This is a genomic window from Paraconexibacter sp., assembly GCF_059438195.1.
Window position 1 is genome coordinate 44,812 of the sequence record NZ_JBLKKY010000012.1, and the last position, 19,555, is coordinate 64,366.

At 71.8% G+C, this 19,555-nt stretch carries 21 protein-coding genes; 6 read left to right on the top strand and 15 right to left on the bottom strand.

What is annotated here, in order from left to right; genetic code table 11:
• Positions 1 to 5: 5 nt before the first annotated feature.
• Positions 6 to 350 (top strand): ArsR/SmtB family transcription factor, encoded by a 345-nt coding sequence (locus ACME2J_RS06425; protein WP_495544057.1) that lies wholly within the window; start codon positions 6 to 8, stop codon positions 348 to 350.
• A 24-nt stretch (positions 351 to 374) separates the two neighbouring features.
• The gene (locus ACME2J_RS06430; RefSeq protein ID WP_495544058.1) at positions 375 to 1,352 is read left to right on the top strand and encodes an SRPBCC family protein; all 978 of its coding nucleotides are present in this window, start codon (positions 375 to 377) and stop codon (positions 1,350 to 1,352) included.
• Positions 1,353 to 1,437: 85 nt separating this feature from the next.
• Here ACME2J_RS06430 and ACME2J_RS06435 read toward each other — a convergent pair whose 3' ends face one another.
• From ACME2J_RS06435 to ACME2J_RS06445, 3 genes are read right to left on the bottom strand one after another with little or no spacing between them, the layout of a single operon-like run.
• Entirely contained in the window at positions 1,438 to 2,358 is a 921-nt protein-coding gene (locus ACME2J_RS06435; protein ID WP_495544092.1) for a methylenetetrahydrofolate reductase, read from the bottom strand.
• 51 nt (positions 2,359 to 2,409) lie between these two features.
• A complete protein-coding gene (locus ACME2J_RS06440) occupies positions 2,410 to 2,844 on the bottom strand; it encodes an SRPBCC family protein (RefSeq protein ID WP_495544059.1) in 435 nt (144 codons plus the stop codon).
• Positions 2,845 to 2,864: 20 nt separating this feature from the next.
• Positions 2,865 to 3,026, bottom strand: a complete 162-nt coding sequence (locus tag ACME2J_RS06445; protein WP_495544060.1) for a hypothetical protein — start codon at positions 3,024 to 3,026, stop codon at positions 2,865 to 2,867.
• 586 nt (positions 3,027 to 3,612) lie between these two features.
• On the opposite strand from ACME2J_RS06445, the gene ACME2J_RS06450 reads away from it, so the two are divergent.
• Positions 3,613 to 3,999, top strand: a complete 387-nt coding sequence (locus tag ACME2J_RS06450) for a ribonuclease HI family protein (RefSeq protein WP_495544061.1) — start codon at positions 3,613 to 3,615, stop codon at positions 3,997 to 3,999.
• A gap of 170 nt (positions 4,000 to 4,169) precedes the next feature.
• On the opposite strand, the gene ACME2J_RS06455 is transcribed toward ACME2J_RS06450, so the two are convergent.
• On the bottom strand, positions 4,170 to 4,943 hold the full coding sequence (locus ACME2J_RS06455) for an MBL fold metallo-hydrolase (RefSeq protein ID WP_495544062.1): 774 nt from the start codon (positions 4,941 to 4,943) through the stop codon (positions 4,170 to 4,172).
• Complete coding sequence (locus ACME2J_RS06460; RefSeq protein WP_495544063.1) at positions 4,940 to 5,272, bottom strand: DUF1330 domain-containing protein; 333 nt, start codon at positions 5,270 to 5,272, stop codon at positions 4,940 to 4,942. The genes ACME2J_RS06455 and ACME2J_RS06460 overlap by 4 nt, the downstream gene beginning before the upstream one ends.
• Before the next feature lie 94 nt (positions 5,273 to 5,366).
• Between ACME2J_RS06460 and ACME2J_RS06465 the strand changes: the two genes are divergently transcribed.
• Positions 5,367 to 5,936 (top strand): TetR/AcrR family transcriptional regulator, encoded by a 570-nt coding sequence (locus tag ACME2J_RS06465; protein ID WP_495544064.1) that lies wholly within the window; start codon positions 5,367 to 5,369, stop codon positions 5,934 to 5,936.
• A gap of 320 nt (positions 5,937 to 6,256) precedes the next feature.
• On the opposite strand, the gene ACME2J_RS06470 is transcribed toward ACME2J_RS06465, so the two are convergent.
• The 4 genes from ACME2J_RS06470 to ACME2J_RS06485 all read right to left on the bottom strand — a co-directional run bounded on the left by ACME2J_RS06470 (position 6,257) and on the right by ACME2J_RS06485 (position 9,570).
• Positions 6,257 to 6,883: a dihydrofolate reductase family protein gene (locus tag ACME2J_RS06470; RefSeq protein WP_495544065.1), complete on the bottom strand. Its 627-nt coding sequence runs from the start codon at positions 6,881 to 6,883 to the stop codon at positions 6,257 to 6,259.
• 249 nt (positions 6,884 to 7,132) lie between these two features.
• Complete coding sequence (locus tag ACME2J_RS06475) at positions 7,133 to 7,831, bottom strand: dihydrofolate reductase family protein (RefSeq protein ID WP_495544066.1); 699 nt, start codon at positions 7,829 to 7,831, stop codon at positions 7,133 to 7,135.
• 152 nt (positions 7,832 to 7,983) lie between these two features.
• Positions 7,984 to 8,493: a hypothetical protein gene (locus tag ACME2J_RS06480; RefSeq protein ID WP_495544093.1), complete on the bottom strand. Its 510-nt coding sequence runs from the start codon at positions 8,491 to 8,493 to the stop codon at positions 7,984 to 7,986.
• Between the two features lie 33 nt (positions 8,494 to 8,526).
• Entirely contained in the window at positions 8,527 to 9,570 is a 1,044-nt protein-coding gene (locus ACME2J_RS06485) for a WD40 repeat domain-containing protein (RefSeq protein WP_495544067.1), read from the bottom strand.
• A 142-nt stretch (positions 9,571 to 9,712) separates the two neighbouring features.
• On the opposite strand from ACME2J_RS06485, the gene ACME2J_RS06490 reads away from it, so the two are divergent.
• Entirely contained in the window at positions 9,713 to 10,333 is a 621-nt protein-coding gene (locus ACME2J_RS06490) for a hypothetical protein (protein ID WP_495544068.1), read from the top strand.
• Positions 10,334 to 10,387: 54 nt separating this feature from the next.
• Here the strand turns inward: ACME2J_RS06490 and ACME2J_RS06495 are convergent, their stop codons facing one another.
• The 6 genes from ACME2J_RS06495 to ACME2J_RS06520 all read right to left on the bottom strand — a co-directional run bounded on the left by ACME2J_RS06495 (position 10,388) and on the right by ACME2J_RS06520 (position 17,730).
• Positions 10,388 to 11,434, bottom strand: a complete 1,047-nt coding sequence (locus ACME2J_RS06495) for an enolase-like domain-containing protein (RefSeq protein ID WP_495544069.1) — start codon at positions 11,432 to 11,434, stop codon at positions 10,388 to 10,390.
• A 182-nt stretch (positions 11,435 to 11,616) separates the two neighbouring features.
• Positions 11,617 to 13,125 (bottom strand): class I adenylate-forming enzyme family protein, encoded by a 1,509-nt coding sequence (locus ACME2J_RS06500; protein WP_495544070.1) that lies wholly within the window; start codon positions 13,123 to 13,125, stop codon positions 11,617 to 11,619.
• Between the two features lie 12 nt (positions 13,126 to 13,137).
• Entirely contained in the window at positions 13,138 to 14,664 is a 1,527-nt protein-coding gene (locus ACME2J_RS06505; RefSeq protein WP_495544071.1) for an aldehyde dehydrogenase family protein, read from the bottom strand.
• Positions 14,665 to 14,693: 29 nt separating this feature from the next.
• On the bottom strand, positions 14,694 to 15,473 hold the full coding sequence (locus ACME2J_RS06510; protein ID WP_495544072.1) for an enoyl-CoA hydratase/isomerase family protein: 780 nt from the start codon (positions 15,471 to 15,473) through the stop codon (positions 14,694 to 14,696).
• Positions 15,470 to 16,561: a CaiB/BaiF CoA transferase family protein gene (locus tag ACME2J_RS06515; RefSeq protein ID WP_495544073.1), complete on the bottom strand. Its 1,092-nt coding sequence runs from the start codon at positions 16,559 to 16,561 to the stop codon at positions 15,470 to 15,472. The genes ACME2J_RS06510 and ACME2J_RS06515 overlap by 4 nt, the downstream gene beginning before the upstream one ends.
• Positions 16,561 to 17,730 carry an acyl-CoA dehydrogenase family protein gene (locus ACME2J_RS06520; RefSeq protein ID WP_495544074.1) on the bottom strand — a complete coding sequence of 390 codons (1,170 nt, stop codon included), beginning with the start codon at positions 17,728 to 17,730 and terminating at the stop codon, positions 16,561 to 16,563. The genes ACME2J_RS06515 and ACME2J_RS06520 overlap by 1 nt, the downstream gene beginning before the upstream one ends.
• 313 nt (positions 17,731 to 18,043) lie before the next feature.
• On the opposite strand from ACME2J_RS06520, the gene ACME2J_RS06525 reads away from it, so the two are divergent.
• Complete coding sequence (locus ACME2J_RS06525; RefSeq protein WP_495544075.1) at positions 18,044 to 19,546, top strand: flavin-containing monooxygenase; 1,503 nt, start codon at positions 18,044 to 18,046, stop codon at positions 19,544 to 19,546.
• The last annotated feature ends 9 nt before the right edge of the window (positions 19,547 to 19,555 follow it).

The following is a 19,555-nucleotide window of genomic DNA, read 5'->3' on the forward strand; positions in this document are numbered from 1 at the left end:
ACCAAATGGTTGTAGGTAAGGCCCATCGCGGCGTCGACGACGACGAGGCGGACCGGATCTTCCGGGCCCTCGCCGACGCCACCCGCCGGGACATCGTCCGCCGCACGCTCGCCGGCGAGGCATCGGTGTCGGCGCTCGCCGGGGCCTACGCGATGTCGTTCGCGGCCGTCCAGAAGCACGTCGCCGTGCTCGAGGCGGCGGGACTCGTCACGAAGCGCTCGCGTGGTCGCGAGCGCCTGGTCCTCGCCGACCCCGCGACGATCCGGCGGGCGCAGACCCTGCTCGACTCCTACGAGCGCATCTGGCGGGGCCGCGTCGAGCGACTCGACGCGCTGCTCGCCGAGGACTGACCCCCACCCACCGAAAGGTCCGTCATGCCCATCACCTCCGTCGAGAAGGACCCCGTCGCCCTCACCATGACGGTGGTCGCCGACTTCCCCGTCCCGGTCCGGCGCCTGTGGGACGCCTACGCCGACCCCCGGCAGATCGAGCGGTTCTGGGGTCCGGCCGAGTGGCCTGCGACCTTCACCCGCCACGACATGGCCCCCGGCGGCCGCTCGGCCTACGTGATGAACGGGCCCGACGGCCAGTCCTCGGCCGGCTACTGGGAGTTCGTCTCGGTCGACCCGCCGCGGTCGTTCGAGGTGCGCGACGGGTTCGCGCAGCCCGACGGCACGCCGAACCCCGACATGCCGACGATGCGGCTCGTCTACTCCTTCGAGGAGACGGCCGCGGGCTCGCGCGTCGTCACGACGACCCACTTCAACTCGGCCGACGAGCTCGAGCAGCTGCTCGGCATGGGGATGGAGGAGGGCATGCGCTCCGCGATGGGGCAGATCGACGGCGTCGTCGCCGACCTCTCGTCGTTCGCGGCGGACCGCCCGACCGAGGCGCAGCTCCTCGGCGAGGACCGGGCGCGGATCAGCCGCGTCATCCGCGGGACCGTCGAGCAGGTGTGGGAGGCCCATCACGACCCGGCGCTCCTGCGGCGCTGGCTCCTCGGCCCCGACGGCTGGACGATGCCGGTCTGCGACGTGGCGACGACCGTCGGCGACTCCTACCGCTACGAGTGGGAGCGCGAGGGCGGCGAGGACCGCTTCGGCTTCACGGGCGAGCTGCTCGAGTCCACCCCGCCCTTCCGCGTCGTCACGAGCGAGCGGATGATCGGCACGGACGGCCCCGACCTCGTCAACGAGATGACGCTCACCCCGGTCGAGGACGGGACGCTCCTGTCGATCGTCGTCACCTACCCGGACGCGGAGGTCCGCGCGACCGTCCTGGGCACCGGCATGACCGACGGGATGGAGACGAGCTACGCGCGGCTCGAGGCGGGGGTCCTCGTGGGCGCCTGAACGAGGAGCGAGACGTCTGGCCGGGCGCGCGTCCACGTCACGCGAGTCGAAGCGACTCGTGGTCGGCTCGTCGGTGGGGACGAGGTCAGCGCGAGAGCGCGGGGCCGAGCCGGCCCGCGAGTCGCACGCTCGCCTCGATCTCCACCTTGCGGATCGAGACCGATTCGATGCTGATGCCGAACGGCACGCCCAGGCGACGGCAGAAGGACATCAGCTCGAGCGCGGTGGCCTCGGCATGCTCGACGGACGCGTCGAGCGTGTCGTCGGCATGGCGCAGGTCGTTCTCGATCCAGCGCGGCACATCGATCCCGAGCCATCGCAGGAACTCCAGGGTCTTCATCGAGCCGCACACCGACAGGGTGAACACGATCGGGACCACGTCGACGCCGCGGTCGCGACACTCATGGGCGTAGTCGGACACCAGGTTCTTGGCGGCGTTGACGTCGTAGACGATCTGGGTGACGAAGTACGAGCACCCGGCCTCCTGCTTGGCGATCAGGCGAAGGTGCTCGGCGCCGTTGCGGGTGTGCCGTTCAGGAATGGCGACGCCGCCGAGGAGCAGGTCCGGGTTCACCTCGGTGCGGAGCTGCTGGGCCGTGCGCAGGGTCGTCGCCACGGGCTTGGCCTGCGAGGAAGCGCCGACGAAGACAGCCATTCGCTTCGCGGTGTCCTGCTCGCCCATCCAGTCGCGAAGCTCTCGCTCGGTGTACTTCGCGGTCGCGCGATAGACGACGACCGGGGTGCGCCAGGCCTGGAGGTGTCGGTCGAGATAGTCGGCCGGGTCCATCGTCGGCAGGAACGGGAACGGCCGTTCGCCGGGGTTGCGGTCGGACTCGTCGTCGATGTCGTAGAGGATCAGACCGTCGATGCCGAGCGGGCCGAGGCGCTCCAGCGTGACGTCGGCGATCTCCTGGGCCTGCTCCGGCGTCGTCGACGCCCGTGGCGGGGTCAGCGCGAAGAGCAGGAGCTCCCCGTGGCGGGAGAGGATGCGACGCTGAAGATCCACAGTGCGCAAGGCTATTCGGGCGAGCCGGGCCACGGGCGCGTGCGGATGCTTCTAGCGCGCCTCCAAGACCTGCTTCAGCGTCTGCAGGTCCTTCTTCAGCTGGCGCCCGGCGGCCCGCTTCTGAAGCGGCTCCAACAGCTTGAGCACGCCACGGGAATGGACCTCGACGGTCCGCGTGACGCGCGTCCCGCCCGCCACCTCCTCGAAGGTGGAGTGCCAGCGCTGGTTCGGGATGGGTCCGCCCACGGCGTGATCCGTATAGCCCCGACCGGCCGCGTGCCCGGTCCGCTCGTAGGGCGTCTCGAAGCGGCGACCGACGGACGTGATGGCGACGATGAACCCGTCGCTCCCTCGCGTCGAGTCGGAGGCGTCCTTGCGCACGTCCAGAACGTGAGCCATCCAGTGCGGGTAGTTCTCCACGTCGGAGACGTACGTGAAGACCGCATCGAGGGGCCTGTCGATCTCGACGCTCTCTTCCAGCCTCATGCGCAGCGCGTCCCCCGTCGTCAGCCGGCCGACCTGGCCGCCTCGTCGGCGTCGTACACGGCGAGCGTCGCGTGCGCGCCCGCCTTGATGTCGTTGTTGATGAATCCCCATCGGCTCCCGAGCAGTCGTTCGGCCTCGGCGGCGTGGTGCTCGGCGCGCCGCTGCAGCTCGTCGCGCGTCATCGCCTGATCCTGACCGCACGCGCCGTTCCCTCCATCCGCAATCCCCCGTCGCCCGGTGCGGGTGGAACCCCGCTGAGCATCGCGCTGCAGGGCGCGGCATCGGGATCCACGGGCATAAGTGCGCGACGCGCACCAGTCACCCTGGGCTTGTCCGCACGCGCTGCAGGCGGAGGTCCGCGGTCCGGGGGTCACGCGGGAGGGGAACTGGGCCTCGATATGTCACCGGTGAACTTCCCGCTCAGCGGGAGCTTCTCCGGTCGCGCGACGACGCCCTGGGGCCGGCGCCGCGGGAGCCGGCCGGCGTGGCGAGCGGCCGGCGAAGGAGGCGAGCCGACGCTCCGCGGAAAGCTCCCGCTGAGCGAGAACTTCGCGCGGCGCTCGGCCGGCGCCCCCTTCGGCTCGGAGGGAGGAGCGACGCCACCCGTGGACGGTTGCATGGCCAAGCGTTCCCACGGAAACGTCTGCGTACGAGTGCTGCGCTCAGGCGGAAGGAGAAGTGGAGGCCGAGCGACTTCCATCTTCGTCTCTGAACATCGTCGACGACTCGCGCCGTTCGCGCCGGACCATGGGTGAGGATATTGGTGAGATGACCGAACAGGCGACCATTCACTTCGATGGGGGCGGGCAGAGTCCCGGTCCCGTCACGGCTGCCTGCACCGTCGAGTTGAGCGACGGCTCCGTGCACGAGGACGTAGAGCGATTCGATGAGGGGACCCACAACACCGCTGAGTGGCACGCGCTGATCCTCGGGCTCCGACTGGCGTTCGAGCACGGCGTGCATCACGTCGTCGTCAAGGGCGATTCGATGCTCGTCGTCAAGCAGGTCAACCGCGAGTGGAAGACGAGACATGCGGAGCTCCAGCGGTTGCGGGCTCAGGCCGAGCAGCTGCTGGACCGGTTCGATACCTGGAGCGTCGAGTGGGTGCCGCGCAAGGAGAACCGGCGCGCCGACGAGTTGGGGCGCGGTCACTGAGCCGCATCTCCCCACACGCGGGAGCGGCAGTCCGCGAACCTCGGCGCTGCGATGCATCCGCCTCGTCCGCCTCGTGGTAGCCGGCGACGGTGATGCGCTGTCGCGAGCTCGCGCAGTGGTTGTTGGATCTCCCCGCCGCGCGAGCCCGTGAATGGCCTGCGTGCTCTTGCTCAGAGGTCGAGGGTTTGTCCGTCGTCGGGGATGAGGACCTTGTCGCGGAGGCCCGCTTTGGTGAGCTCGGCGGCGAGGCCGGTGCGGGTGGTGGGACAGTGGTTGACGGCTTCGAGGTGGTTGGCGATGACGCGGCCGGGGGCGAGGCGGCTGAACTCGAGCAGTTCGTCCATGGGCATGAGGATGGGGCGACCGAAGTCGATGCTGGCGCTGCCGGCGGCCATGACGGCGATGTCGGGCTTGCGGTCGTTGAGGACGCGGCGGACCTCGTTGGTGAGGACAGTGTCGCCGGAGACGTAGATGGTCGGCTCACCCGGAAGCTCGATGAGGTAGCCGACGCCGGGTCCCATGGCTTTGGCGATCAGGCCGTAGCCGTGGACGGCGTGGTAGGCGGTGATCGTGCCGCCGAGGAACTCCCGGGGCTGATGCGGGGTCATGGGTTCGGTGCGCAGGCCCTGCTCGTGCAGGTACTTGACGTCGAGCTGGTGGCAGTAGACGGGCAGGTTGCGCTCGCGCAGCAGGGCGTGGGCGGTCTTGTCGAGGTGGTCATGGTGGCCGCGGCGGCAGTGGGTGACCAGCGCGGCGTCCAGCTCGGCGAGGTGGTCGTCGGCGTTGGCGGGCAGGTCGATGATCGGGTTGCGCCTGGCTTTGTGGCGGATGACGGCGAAGGGGGGTGAGACGGTGCCCTTGGCGCCGAGCATCGGGTCGATGAGCACTCGGCGACCGGCGGCCTCCAGCACGAAGGTGGCGTTGCGCAGGTGATGGGCCTTCATGTCAGGTGCGTGCCGACGGCGTCAGCGGCCTTGTGGCCGGGGGCGACGCCGTCGCTGACGATGGCGACGCAGTCGCTGTTGTCGGTGCGCAGCGGCCGGATCGCGGAGTAGGCGTCGGAGCGATACCAGGCGGTGGCCGTCTCGCGGTCGGCGAACTCCAGCATCGCCAGGCCGCCCTGCCACTCACCCTCCCAGACATCGATGGTGCCGCCCTGGGTCAGGAAGCGTCCGCCGTAGGGCTCGAGCGTGGCGTCGATCTGGGACAGGTACTCGTCCAGCTTGGCGGGGTCGTGGACCTCGCGCAGGTTGCATAGGGCGTAGGCGGGCATTGTCGGGGCCTCCCGGGCCATCTGAGAATGGGCATTCTCAACTATATGAGAATCATCATTCTCTTCTCAAGTCCGGGCGTCTACAGTCCTGACCATGGACTCCGACGCGGCGCGCGAACAGATCATCCGAGCGGCAGAGCCGATGTTCTGTTCCCGGGGCATCGCGGCGGTGCGCATGGAGGAGGTCCGCGACGCTTCGGGCGTGTCATTGCGGCGGCTGTATCAGCTGTTTCCGGCCAAAGAGGACCTCGCGATCGCATGCCTGCAAAGTCGCGATGCCACGCAGCACGACCGCCTGGTCGCCTACCTCGGCGACGAGTCCGACCCCGTGGCGTGCCTGCTCGGCGTCTTCGACTTCCTATCGGTCTGGTTCAACGACGAGGACTTCACCGGCTGCTCGTGGATCAACTCGTGGGGCGAGTTCGCCCACAGCTCGCCGCGCATCGCCCAGGAGGTCCGCAAGCACAAGGCGGCATTTCGTCGAATGCTCGGTACCAGGTGCGAGGCCGCCGGCCTCACGGAGGATGTCGCCGACTCGCTGATGGTCATCGCCGAAGGCGCGACCGTCTGCGCCGCGATCCAGGGCCGGCCCGACCCCGCGATGCACGCACGCGCGGCGGTCGACGCGCTCGTGGCCGCGGCGCGCAACCAGACCGCCGCCTAAATCGCCAGCGGGCGTGCGGTTCCCCACCCGTGGCGTCGCCGAGCGGCCGACCGCCGGAGGTAGGTCGAACGGGAGCGCCGTCTGGTTACGAGCCGCGCACCTGAGCTTCTGCATTGCGCGAGCGTCGGTACCGCGTTGCCTTCCGCGTGGAGACGGGCGCGTGGACCTTGCTCCCTCGGCCACCCATCGCGTGCACGTGGGAGCACGGTCCCTCCTTCTCTCTCCGCGTGGCCTCGGCGTCGTCTTCGACGCTCGGCGGATACCGAGGCGTCCCATGGAGAACGCGTGCCTCCGAGTCGCCCCGGTGCCGCCGGACGGCGTCAGGCGGCATTGCCAGGGGTCGCGGCGACGCGGCGGTAGCGGATGTGCGTCGCGAGCGGCGAGTGGAGTGCCTCGACGGGCTCCATCCCGAGTGCGGTGACGCCGTCGAAGATCCGCTCGCCGGCGCCGAGGAGGACGGGAGCGACGTCGAGTGTGAGTTCGTCGACCACGCCCGCGGCGAGCGCCTGCCGGACGGTCGAGGCCCCGCCCGCGATGTCGACGCCGCGTTCGCCTGCGACCGCGAGTGCCTGCGCGTAGGCCGCGTCGAAACCTTCCGTCACGAAGTGGAACGTCGTGCCTCCGTCCATCTCGATCGCGTCGCGCTCGTGGTGCGTGAGGACGAAGACGGGTGCGTGGTACGGCGGCTCGTCGCCCCACCAGCCGCGCCAGTCCTCCGTCCACGGGCCGCGGATCGGTCCGAACATGTTGCGGCCCATGACGTAGGCCCCGCGTGGACGTCCGAGCCAGGCGGCCGCCGTCGCGTTCGCCTCGGTGGCGCGTGGATCGCCCATGTGCCACCGGTGGAGCTCATGCCCGCGCTGCCCGAGCGGATGCTCCACGCTCTGGTCCGGGCCGGCGACGAAGCCGTCGAGCGAGATCGACATGTGACAGGTGGTGTGGGACACGGGCGGCCTCAAAGAGGGTCGAGGGGAAACGCCGCTGCGAACGAGGGCAGACGACCGGATGGACGGCTGGGCTCAGCGCACTTGCACGACCGACGTTCGTCTCGAAGCAGCCGGAATGCACGAAACGTAACGAGACCCGCGTCGGACGAGGGAAACAGGAGCGGCGCCGACGTCACCGACCCAGGCGTGCAAGGAGCAGCGCCGTGTGTCGGACGAGCGTCGTCGCGCATGGGGTCGGTCATGGCTTCGTCAGGCTTGATCGGGTTCGAGGAACAGCCGCACGGCCCCGGTGTCGAAGGTCGTGCTGTCGGTGAGTCGCAGTCGGACGAGATCGCCGGGGTCGTCGAACAGCCGCCGGCCCGCGCCCGCCACGACGGGCGTGACCGACAGCACGAGCACGTCGAGCAGCCCGTCGACCAGCAGATCCCGTGCGAGGCGCCCGCAGCCGTAGGTCAGGAGCTGCTGACGCGCGCGTAGGCCGGTGATCTCCTCGTAGCCGACGATCGTCGTGTGGTCCCACTCGTCGGCAGAGCTGAGCGTCGCGGACACGACGTACTTCGGCATCGCGTTGAGCCGCTCGGCCATCGGGCCGGTCTGCTCGCGCCACACCTGGGCCAGGCCCTGCCAGGTCTTGCGCGGCAGCAGCAGCGCGTCCGCCGTCAGCGCGAGATCGAGCGCTCCCTGCCGACCCGCGTCGCTCATGAACGGCACGAGCGCGTCACCGGGCGGAGCGTCGATGACGCCGTCGAGCGTCGCGTGCGTCTGTGCGGTGATCGAGGACATGCGGGTAAGACCGCCCGCCGGCGCGCGACTCATCGCACGCACCACGGTGCAGCGCCCGGGGCGAGACCGCCGGGCACCACCGTGCGTCGTACCGACGACGCTGCGCGTCGCCAGAACGTCACACGTCTCCGTCGTCCGGGGGGTGGGGCGAATCAGCGACGCCACGCGTCGGCAGATCTCCGTACGTGCGGCGTCGCGGCGCTGCCCGCCCCGCGCTGCTCCGTTTCGGCGCTCCGCCCCTACGGCGCCCGGAACGACAGCACCCTCGCCCGCAGCAGCTTCGAGGTGTCCGGGTCGTGCTCCGTAGTGACCCGCGATCACCCCCGCCGGAACCCCCGCCCTGCCGCCGGGTCCAGCGGGCTCGCCGGCAGGCCCGCCGGCGGGTCTTCGAGGTTGTACTCGGAGGGCGCGATGTCGTTGGGCGCGTCGGGGTGGAAGAGCGCCGCGAGGAGCTGGGCCTGGCCGCGGCCGACGCCGAGCTCGCCCATGCCGCCGTTGTACATCTGGATGCCCGCGGACTCGCAGTGGGCGTAGAGGCGGCTGAGCTCGTCGAGGCGCCCGACCCGGCAGGGCTTGACGTTGACGATGCCGATCGTGTCGAGATGAGCGAGGAAGTCCGCGAGCGTCATCCACTCCCCGGTGAGCGAGAGCCCGAGCCCACGCAGGCCCTCCTGGGTCCTCACCATCCCGACCTGCTCGCCGATCCCCTCCTCGCCGCGGCCCCGCAGGACCAGCTGCGTCGTCGAGAGGTCCTCGATGCCGGTCGGGCCGCTCGGCAGGAGCGTCTCGAGCGACGAGGACTCGATCGCGATCGGCAGATCCTTGATGGCGGTCCAGGGTCAGTCATGAAATGGACGACGCTACGGAAGGCCCTCGAAGCCCCAGACCTTCAGGACGCCGGGCTCGCGCGCGTCACGTGTCGCGAGCCTCGTCCCGTCCGGGCTGAGGATGGCGGGACCGAAGCCGCAGCGCACCCCGGCGAGCTTCGCCCAGGTGGCGACCGACCACACCTCGGCATAGCCCTCCGGGGTGCCGACGTAGCCGCACATCGTCGCGATGCGCGTGCTGTCCGCGCTGAAGTCCACGCTGTGGAAGAGACGGGCGGTGCCGAAGCCGATCCCCGGCAAGGCATGGAGCTTCGCCCACGACGCGGTCTCGAAGATCACTGCCCGGTCGATGGTCCTCGCCGCGAGCAGCCGGCCGTCGGGGCTGACGGCCAGCCCGTGGACCGAGTCGTCCACGGCGAGCGTCACGAGATCGTCGCCGGTCCGGGCGTCGTGGATCCGGGCGCCGTCCTCGCGGCCGACGGCCAGCCATGTGCCGTCGGGGGCGTACGCGACGTCCCACACCGTGCGGGGACCGCCGGCCCGCATGCTCTCCACGCCCGTCGCGACGTCCCAGACGCGCGCGGTGCAGTCGACCCCGCCCGTGGCGATGTGCATCCCGTCCGGCGCGAAGCGCGCAGCGAGGATCGGCGCCTTGTACGCCTCCTCGCTGTGCCTCACGACCAGCAGCTCCTCTCCCGAGGCCGCGTCCCACACGCGGGCGGACCGGCTCCCGGCGGTCAGCAGGCGGCTCCCGTCGGCGCTGAGCGCGACGCTCCCGATCCGGTCGGCCGCATCGCCGTGGCTCACCGTCACGAGCGCCTCGCGGGTGGACAGGTCCCAGATGCTCGCCGTCACGGCCGCCGTGGCGGCGGCGAGACGACCGCCGGCGGGGTGCCAGGCGATCCCGGTGACGGCGGCGTCGCGGCCCGGCTCGGTGAGGTCGAGGGCGAGCAGCTCCGTGCCGCGCACGGGGTCGCGGCGCTCGGCGACTTCCTCATGCGCCTCGACGGGCGCGGACGGCGTCGACCCCTCCGCCGGCCGCCATCGGTCACGGATCTTGGAGAGAAGCGACTTCATCGGCTGCGCACCATCGCACGCTCGTGGGGCACGTCGTGGTCGTACCCCGATCGCCGGCGGTTCGACCGAACGGCCTCCCGTCGGCTCGCGCCCCCCGAACGCACGTTGACCCCCGAACTGCGACAGGCGTAGTGTCCCGCGCATGTCGACTCCGGGCGCGCGTCGGGGCGGAGCCGCCTCAGACTCCCTCGGCAAGTGGTACGGGCTCGTCGCAGGTGCGGCGGTCGTCGCGGTCGTGCTCGACCGCGTGTCGGACACGACGGTGACGATCCGGGGCGACGAGTTCGTCCTCTTCGGGATCTTCTACATCGTCGCGCAGGCGAGCGAGCGGCTCGTCGAGCCGCTCATGCAGACCGTCGCGCCGCAGACCGACGACCTGAAAGCGGCGGTGGGCGACGCGAAGACGCGGCTCACCCAGACGCTGGCCGCGGCCGCGACGGACCCGGGCGCGGTCTCCGCCGCGACGGACGAAGTGACGGAGCGCAAGCAGGCCCTCGACGCGCGGCAGGGGCAGCGGGCGGTCATCGCGTGGGCGCTCGCCTCGGCGTTCGCGCTCGTGGCGTGCGGCCTGCTGGGTCTCGGGCTCATCGGGGCGGTGAGCACGGTGGAGGCCGACGGCGACTGGGAGGACGTGTTCTCCTCGGTGGACGTCGTCGTGACGGGCCTCGCGGTCGGCGCCGGCACGAAGCCGCTGCACGACCTCATCACCCGCATCGAGCGGTCGAAGAAGAAGGCCGACCCGGCGACCGACCCGGCGGGGTAGGGAGCGCGGCGTCGCGCACGTCCCGAGTGTCCCGGTCACGAGCGAGGCGGTCTCTCACCCCCGCCGGAACCCCCGCCCTGCCGCCGGGTCCAGCGGGCTCGCCGGCAGGCCCGCCGGCGGGTCTTCGAGGTTGTACTCGGAGGGCGCGATGTCGTTGGGCGCGTCGGGGTGGAAGAGCGCCGCGAGGAGCTGGGCCTGGCCGCGGCCGACGCCGAGCTCGCCCATGCCGCCGTTGTACATCTGGATGCCCTCGGACTCGCAGTGGGCGTAGAGGCGGCTGAGCTCGTCGAGACGCCCGACGCGGCAGGGCTTCACGTTGACGATGCCGACGTCGATCGGGGTCGAGGCGATCGACTCGACGCTCGTGATCGGCGCGTCGTAGGAGACGCGGTCGGCGATCGGGGCGAGGAGGTCGCGGACGGCGGGACGGTCGTGCGGGTCCTCGAAGACGACGTCGGTGAACGTCGCGACGGTGCGCTCGTACATGGCGAGCAGGGCGTCCTCGTCCTCGACCTCGAGGTCGTACTGGCCCTTGAAGTCGATCACCGCGACGCCGTCGACGGCGGCGATGCGGTCCATGATGTCCTGGGTCCAGGACGGCGCGACGTCGAGCTTGAAGCCGACGGTCGGGTGCCGGGCGCGACGCAGCTCGACCTTGCCCGCGTCGGGCGGGTCGCCGAGGCCGAACGAGTTGACGAACGTCACCGGCCGCGGCGTGCGGCCGAGGACCTCGGGCAGGCTCGTGCCGGCCTGGCGCAGCGCGAGGTCGAGCGCCGCGGACTCGAACGTCCACCGCCGCCACTGGCGCTCGAGGTCGTACTCGGGCGGTTCGGGCCACATGTCGATCGTGTCGAGGTGCGCGAGGAAGGCCGCGAGGGTCGGCCACTCGCCGGTGAGCGAGAGCTCGAGCGCACGCAGGCCCTCCTGGGTCTTCACCATCCCGACCTGCTCGCCGATCCCCTCCTCCCCGCGGCCGGACAGCCGCAGCTGGGTCGTCGAGAAGTCGTCGATGCCGGTCGGGCCGCTCGGCACGAGCACCTCGAGCGAATGCGACTCGATCGCGATCGGCAGGTCCTTGACGGCGGTCCAGAGGTCGGTCATGGGCCGACTTCCTATCTCACTCGGCGCCGAGCGCGTGAAACCGGAGCCTCGTGGTGACCGTGCGACGTGACGCCCGCACAGCGGGTTCGAGGTCGCACGGTCCCCCGCGCACGCCGATCCGACCGGCGCCTGGCGCCGCTCGTTCGGGGGTGCTGGGGAGGCTGCCCGCGGCCGCGCCGGCGCTACGGCGCCGGGGCCGTGACGAGCTGGTCGCGGAGCACGTGCTTGAGGACCTTGCCGGACGCGTTGCGCGGGATCGCCTCGACCACGACCAGACGGTGCGGGGCCTTGTACCGGGCGACGTGGTCGGCGCAGTGGGCCCGCAGCTCCTCGAGCTCGAGGCTCTTGCCGTCGGCCAAAGCGACGACGGCCACGATGCTCTCGCCGTACTCGTCGTGTGGCGAGCCGACCACCGCGCAGTCCACCACCGCGGGATGAGCGGCCACCGCGTTCTCGACCTCGACCGAGTACACGTTGCGCCCACCGGTGATGATCATGTCCTTCTTGCGGTCGACGAGCGTGATGTAGCCGCCCTCGTCGAAGCGCGCGAGGTCGCCCGTGCGCAGCCAGCCGCCCCGGAGCGTCTCGGCGGTGGCGTCGGGCTGCTGCCAGTAGCCCTTCATCACGGTCTCGCCGCGCAGCACCAGCTCGCCGACCTCGCCGGGCGCGACCTGCCGATCCTGCTCGTCGACCACGCGCGCCTCCGTGTTGGGCAGCGGCAGCCGGCCGCTCGCGTCGGGGTGCGACACGACGTCCTCGGGCGAGGCGTAGATGCCACCCGGGCCGCCCTCGGTCTGCCCGCACATCTGCAGCAGCTCGACCTGCGGCAGCTTGTCGGACAGCTCGCGGGCCACGTGCCCGGGCATCGGCGCGGCGCCGAAGACGCCCACGCGGAGATGCGAGAGGTCGCGCTGCTCGAAGGACGGGTCGCGCAGCATGAGCTGGTACATCGTCGGGACGCCGAAGAACCAGCTGATGCGCTCGCGCTCGAGGACATCGAGCGTCTCGGTCGGATGGAAGCCGCCGACGACGACGTGGGTGGCGCTCATCATGCTCGCCGTCGACAGCATCAGGCTCAGCTGCGCCGCGTGGTACAGCGGTGCACAGTGCAGCACGCGCCAGCCCTCGCGCATGCCCACCAGCAGCATCCCGTTGACGCCCACCCAGATGACCCGGTGGTGGTCGAGCAGCACCCCCTTCGGCCGGCCGGTCGTCCCCGACGTGTAGAGGATCAGCGCGTCGTCGCGCTCGTCGACGGGGACGCCGGGCGCCGTCGCCGCGGCCGCGGCGGCGAGCGCAGCGAGCTCGTCGAGGCCGACCGTCCGGGCCCCCACCCGCGTCGCGGCCGCCTGCGCAGCGTCCCCGGCGGCTTCGTCGGCGAGGGCGAGGACCGCGCCGCTGTCGGTCAGGAGGTGCTCGACCTCGGGGACAGCCGAGCCCGGGTTGGCGGGCACGACGATCGCCCCGGCGCGCAGCGCGCCGAAGTAGGCCAGCACGAAGTCGGCCGAGTTGGCCGACGCGAGCAGCACGCGATCACCCTTGGTGACGCCGAGGTCGGCGATGGCGTTGGCGTAGCGGTTGACCTGGGCGTCGAGCGCCGCGTAGTCGAGGCGCAAGTCGCCGGCGACGAGCGCCTCGGTCTCCGGGGTGCGCTGCGCGGCCGTGGCGAGGATGCTGGGGATGGTGGGCATGGGACCTCCTGGTCAGGGTCGAAGACGGCGCAGCCCGCGGGCGGCGAGGAGACGGACGAGATGGCGCACGACGCGGAGCCGGCCGCGGCTGTAGGGAAACCAGGTCAGCTCGCGACGTGGCGCGACCCACGGCTCGGTCAGCGCCTGCACGCGGCAGAACTTGCGCACTCCCTGCGCGCCGCCGAGCCGGGCCCCGAGGCCGCTCTGCTTCCAGCCGCCCATCGGCAGGGCGACCTGATTGAGGTTGACGACGACGTCGTTGACGTTGACCGCGCCGACGTCGAGCTGGGCGGCGAGGTCGCGGCCGCGACGCGGGTCGCCTGTCCAGACCGACGCCGACAACCCGTAGTCCGAGTCGTTGGCCAGCGCCACCGCCTCGTCGGCCGACTCGACGCGCATGATCGGCAGCACCGGCCCGAAGGTCTCCTCGCGCATGCACGTCATCGCGTGGTCGACCCCGGTGAGGACCGTGGGCGCGAACGTCGTCCCGGCCCCCGGGACGCGCTCGCCACCCGCCCGGACCTGCGCGCCGGCGTCGACGGCCTGCCGCACGTGGCGCTCCACCAGCTGGGCCTGCGCGTCGGTCGCCATCGCACCGACCTCACCGTCGCCGCCCTGCACCGGCCGCAAGCAGCCGACCTCGCCGAGGACCCGCTCGACGAAGGCATCGTGCACCGCGGACTCGACGTAGACGCGCTCCACCGAGACGCAGACCTGGCCGGCGTTGAACATGCCACCCCAGACCGCGCCGGCCGCTGCGCGGTCGAGGTCGGCGTCGTCGCAGACGATCATCGCGTCATTGCCGCCCAGCTCGAGGCTGACGGGGGTGAGCGTCTCCGCGGCGCGACGCATGACCGCCTTGCCCGTGCGCGTGGAGCCGGTGAACTGCACGAAGTCGACCGCGTCGACGACAGCCTCCCCCACGTCCGCACCGCCGTTGACGACGGCGAAGACGTGCGGCGCGCGAATCTCGGTACGCCAGGCGTCGACGATCCTCGTCACCGTCAGCGGCGCCACCTCGGAGGGCTTGACCAGCACGGCGCAGCCGGCAGCGAGCGCCGGGGCTGCGTCCAGCAGGGCCAGCCCGACGGGGAAGTTCCACGGGCTCAGGATCCCCACCAGCGGATAGGGGCTGAAGCGGACCGACAGGCGCTTGGCGCGGGCCGCGAAGGCGTGCGGTCGGCGTCGCTCGACGCCGAGGTAGCGCCCGGCGTGCGCCGCGTAGTGGTTGAGGGCGTCGAGCGGCGACAGGAGGTCGACGACCGCGTCGCCGCGCGACTTCCCCGTCTCGGCCTGCAGCCCGTCGAGCAACTCGCGCTCGTGGTCGAGCACCCAGTCGCGGAGGGCCTCGAGGTGGCGCCTCCGGCCCTCGGGGCCCAGTGCCTCCCAGGCGGGCTGCGCGGCACGCAGCCGGGCGGCGGCCGCCCGCACCGCCGTCGCGTCGGCCTGCGCGACCGTACCGGCCAGCTGGCCGTCGCGCGGGTTTCGCACCTCCAGCACGGGCCGCTCGGTAGGGATGTCGTCGTGGATCACGGTCATGTGACCTCCTCCTCGGTGCGCTCGCGCGCTCAGGTCCTGGGCCGTGCCTGGCGGACGAAGGCGGCGATGCGCTCCTGGGCCTCCGTGCCCGTGGCGGCGTGGGCGATGAGGCGCGCCTCGGTCTCGAGATGCGCCTCGAGCGGCGCGTCGTAGGCGTCGCGCACGAGGCGCTTCACCGTTCCGAAGGCCTGCGTCGGCCCCTCGCGCAGCTCGTCGACCAGCGCCTCGACCTCCGCGTCGAGCTGGCCGTCGTCCACCACGGTGGTCACGAGCCCGAGCTCGAGCGCCTGCGCGGCGTCCAGGACGGGGCAGCGCAGCAGCAGGGACAGCGCCTGGCGGTGGCCCACCAGCCGGGGCAGCAGCCAGGACATGCCGGTGTCGGCCGGGTACCCGATCTTGGTGTAGGCGCAGGTGAAGGTCGCCGAGGGGCTCGCGACGACGATGTCCGCCGCCAGCGCGAGGCCCATGCCGCCGCCGGCCGCGACGCCGCCCACCGCCGCGATCACCGGCGCGTCGATGCGCGCCAGCGTGGCCACGAGGGCATGCACCCCGCGCGCGCCGGAGTGGACGCGCCTGCCGACGTCGCCGTCGGCCTCGTCGATGTACTGGAGGTCGCCGCCCACGGAGAAGATCCCGGGCACGGCGCTCTCGATCACCACGCACCGCACCCCCGGCGCGTGCTCCAGGGTGTCGGCGATGTCCCGGCATGCCGCGATGCTCGAGGCGCCGATGGCGTTGGCCGCCTCGGGGCGGTCGAGGATCACGCGCGCGACCCCCTCGTCGATCTCGAGCCGCACCGGCGCGGTCATGCCGCCACCCCGCTCCAGCGCTCCAGCACCTCGGCGAGCTGCGCGGCGCGCGGCGCGCGCAGCGCCGCCGGAGTCGCGCCGAAACGCGGTGCGGGCGCCGGGACGAGCGCACCGTCGGCCGCCTGGAAGGCGCCGCGCGCCACGTGGTGCGGGTGGTGGGGCGCCTCGAACATCCCGAGCACGGGCGTGACGCACGCCTGGGTGCCGGCGAACAGCGCGGTCCACTGCTCCTGGGTGCGGGTGCGGAAGACGCCGGCGAAGGCCGTCTGCAGCTCCGGCCATCGCTCGCGGTCCCACTGAGGGAAGTCCTCGGGCGGGAGCTCGAGCAGCGCCAGCAGCTCGGCGTAGAACTGCGGCTCGGCGGCGCCGACGGCCATGAACCGCCCGTCGGCGGTCTCGTAGACCTCGTAGAAGTGCGCGCCGCTGTCGAGGGGGTTGGTCCCGGGCTCCGGGTTCCACACGCCCCCGGCGAAGAACCCGTGCTGCATCGTGGCCAGGAGCGCAGCGCCGTCGGTCATGGCGGCGTCGATGACCTGCCCGACCCCGGTCGCCCGTGCGTGCAGGATCCCGGCGAGGACACCGACGACGAGCAGCATGCCGCCGCCGCCGAAGTCGCCGACGAGGTTGAGCGGCGGTGTCGGCCGCTCGCCTCGGCGGCGGAAGGCGTCGAGGACCCCCGCCACGGCGATGTAGTTGATGTCGTGACCCGGGTCCTGCGCGAGCGGGCCCTCCTGCCCGTAGCCCGTCATACGGCCGACGACGAGCGCCGGGTTGACCTCGAGCAGCTCGTCGGGCCCGAGCCCCAGGCGCTCCAGCACTCCCGGCCGGAAGCCCTCGATGAGGGCGTCGGCCCCGGCGGCGAGCGAGAGGACGGCGTCGCGTCCCGCGGTGCTCTTGAGGTCCGCCTCGATCGTCGTGCGTCCGCGCAGGAGCGGGTCGGGAAGGTCGCTCTCCACGAGCGTCGCCTGCTCGGGGCGCGTGACGCGCACCACGTCGGCGCCCATGTCGGCGAGCATCATCCCGGCGAACGGCCCGGGGCCGATCCCGGCGAGCTCGACGATGCGCAGGTGGGACAGCGGTCCGCTCATCACAGCCCCAGCGAGCGGCCGACGATCTCCTTCATGATCTCCGTGGTCCCGCCGTAGATGCGGGTGACCCGGGCGTCGACCCAGGCACGGGAGATCGGGTACTCCTCGGTGTAGCCGTAGCCGCCGTGCAGCTGCAGGCACCGGTCGGTGACGCGGCCGAGCAGCTCGGTGGTCCACCACTTGGCCATCGCGGCCTCATCGGCCCCGAGCTCGCGATCGCAGTGACGCAGCACGCACCGGTCGACGAACGCCTTTCCGACGGCGAGCTCCGTGGCCATCTCGGCCATGGCGAAGCGCGAGTGCTGGAAGGTCCCGATCGGCTGGCCGAACGCGGTCCGCTCCTTCACGTAGTCGAGCGTCTGCGAGAAGGCGGCCTCCGCGGCGGCCATCGCTCCCACGGCGAGGATGAGCCGCTCGGGCACGAGCTTCTCCATGAGTTGGGTGAAGCCCGAGCCCTCCGGGCCCAGGCGGTCCTCCACCGGCACGACGACGTCGGTGAAGAACAGCTCGGCGGTGTCAGATGCGTGCTGGCCGATCTTCGCGATCTGCGACCCGCGCTCGAAGCCCGGGGTGGTGGCGTCGACGACGAGGAGGCTGAAGCCCTTCGAGCCCGCCTCCGGGTCGGTGCGGGCGACCACGATCACCCGGTCGGCGGTGCCGCCGTTGGTGATGAACGTCTTCTGGCCGTTGAGCACGTAGGCGTCGCCCTCGCGCCGCGCGCGGGTCCTGATGCCCTGCAGATCGGACCCGGTCCCGGGCTCGGTCATCGCGATGGCGAGGATGGTCTCGCCCGATGCGACTCCCGGCAGCCACCGTGCGCGCTGCTCGTCGGTCGCCGCGCTGAGCAGGTAGGGCAGGCAGACGTCGGTGTGCAGCAGCGGCCCGGCGAGCGCCCCGATGAGCCCCGCCCGCTGCGCCTCCTCGGTCAGCACCGCGTTGAAGCGCCAGTCGTCCACGCCCGGCCCGCCGTGCTCCTCGGGGACGGCCATGGCCAGGAACCCGTGCGCGGCGCACTCGCGGAAGAGGTCGCGCCGCGGCCGCCATTCGGCGTCCCACGCCGCGGCATGGGGGGCGACCTCGCGCTCCAGGAACGTCCTGAAGCTCTCCCGGTAGGCCTCGTGCTCGTCCTCGTAGACGCCCGCAGGCGGCGCCGCGAACGTGGAGGCCATCACGCCGCCCGCTGCTGGGTCGTCGCGATGGCGTACGTGCGATTGCTCATGGAAGGGGTCACACCTCTGCGTGGTCGGGAGTGGAGGAGTTCTGGGTGCCGGGCATCTCCGAGACGCGCGACTCGGCGCCTGCCGGCCGCTCACGACCGTGGCGGCCCTCCGGTGCACGAGGCGCACGGTCCCATCCCGGCTCGCGCCCGCGTCCGGCATCGGTGCACAGAGTTCGCCCAGGCGCCTTGTCAACCGATCACAACGCGCCTGACCGGGTGGCGCGTACTGTGTACCCATCGGAAGTTTCGGCAAGGGAGACGCGATGACGACAGGCTTCAACGGCGGCGAACCACGCGTGGTGATCATCGGCGCGGGACTCTCAGGCGTCGGGATGGCGTGCGCGCTGAAGACCGCCGGGGTGAGCGACTTCACCGTCTACGAGAAGGCCGACGGCGTCGGCGGGACCTGGTGGCACAACCGCTACCCGGGCCTCACGTGCGACGTCCCCAGCCGCTTCTACCAGTACTCGTTCGATCTCAACCCGGAGTGGAACTCCGTCTTCGCACCCGGCCCCGAGATCCGCCGCTACGTCCAGAGCGTCGTCGACCGCCACGGACTCGCACCGCACATCCGGCTGCGCGCCGAGATCGACGAGGCCCACTGGGACGACGGCCGCTGGCAGATCACCCTGACCGACGGCACCACCGATGCCGCCGACGTGCTGGTCTGCGCCACCGGGGTCCTGCACCGCCCGCTGGTGCCCGACATCCCCGGCCTGGACAGCTTCCGCGGTCCGGCGTTCCACTCGTCCCGGTGGGACGAGTCGGTCGCGCCGGCCGGCAAGCGGGTCGCCGTCGTCGGGACCGGCTCGACCGGCGTGCAGATCACCGGCGCCCTCGCCGGCGTGGCCTCCAAGGTGACGGTGTTCCAGCGCAGCCGACACTGGGTCACCCTCACGCCCAACCCGCGCTACACCCGCGTCGGGAAGAGCCTGCTGCGACGCATCCCCGCGCTGGGACGCCTGGGCTACCACGGGTACCGCGCGACGCTGTTCGACTTCCTCGGCCAGGCGATGGTCACCCCGGGTCCCCGGCGCCGGCTCTTCCAGGCGATCGTCCGAGCCAACTACCGGCTCATCCGCGACCCGGAGCTGCGCGCGAAGGTGACCCCCGATTACCCGCCGCTGTGCAAGCGCCTGATCATGTCGCCGAACTGGTTCAAGACCATCCAGCGCGACGACGTCGAGATCGTCACCGAGGGGATCGACCGCATCGAACCCGACGGCATCCGCGATCGCACCGGCCGCCTGCACGAGGTCGACGTCATCGCCCTCGCCACCGGGTTCGACTCCCACGCGTTCATGCGCCCGATGCGCATCACCGGACCCGACGGCCTGACCCTCGAGGACGCATGGAAGAACGGCGCGCGCGCTTACCGCACCGTGGCGATCCCCGGCTTCCCCAACCTCTTCACCCTGCAAGGGCCACACAGCCCCGCCGGCAACTACTCCCTCGTCTCCCTCTCCGAGACGCAGATCAACTACGTCATCCAGTGGATCCAGCGGATCCGGTCGGGCGAGGTCGCGACGGTCACACCGACGTCCACCGCGACCGATGCCTACTACCGCGCGCTGCGCGCCAAGACCCCCGACACCGTCTGGTCGCAGGGCTGCCACTCCTGGTACCACGGCGCCGACGGCCAGGTCGAGCTCTGGCCCTGGACCGCCAGCCACTACCGCCACGTGCTCGCGACCCCCGACCCCGAGCACTTCGAGGTCACAGCGCCCACCTCGAGCGCCACACCCGTCGGCACCACCGCCGACTGACCTGACCAC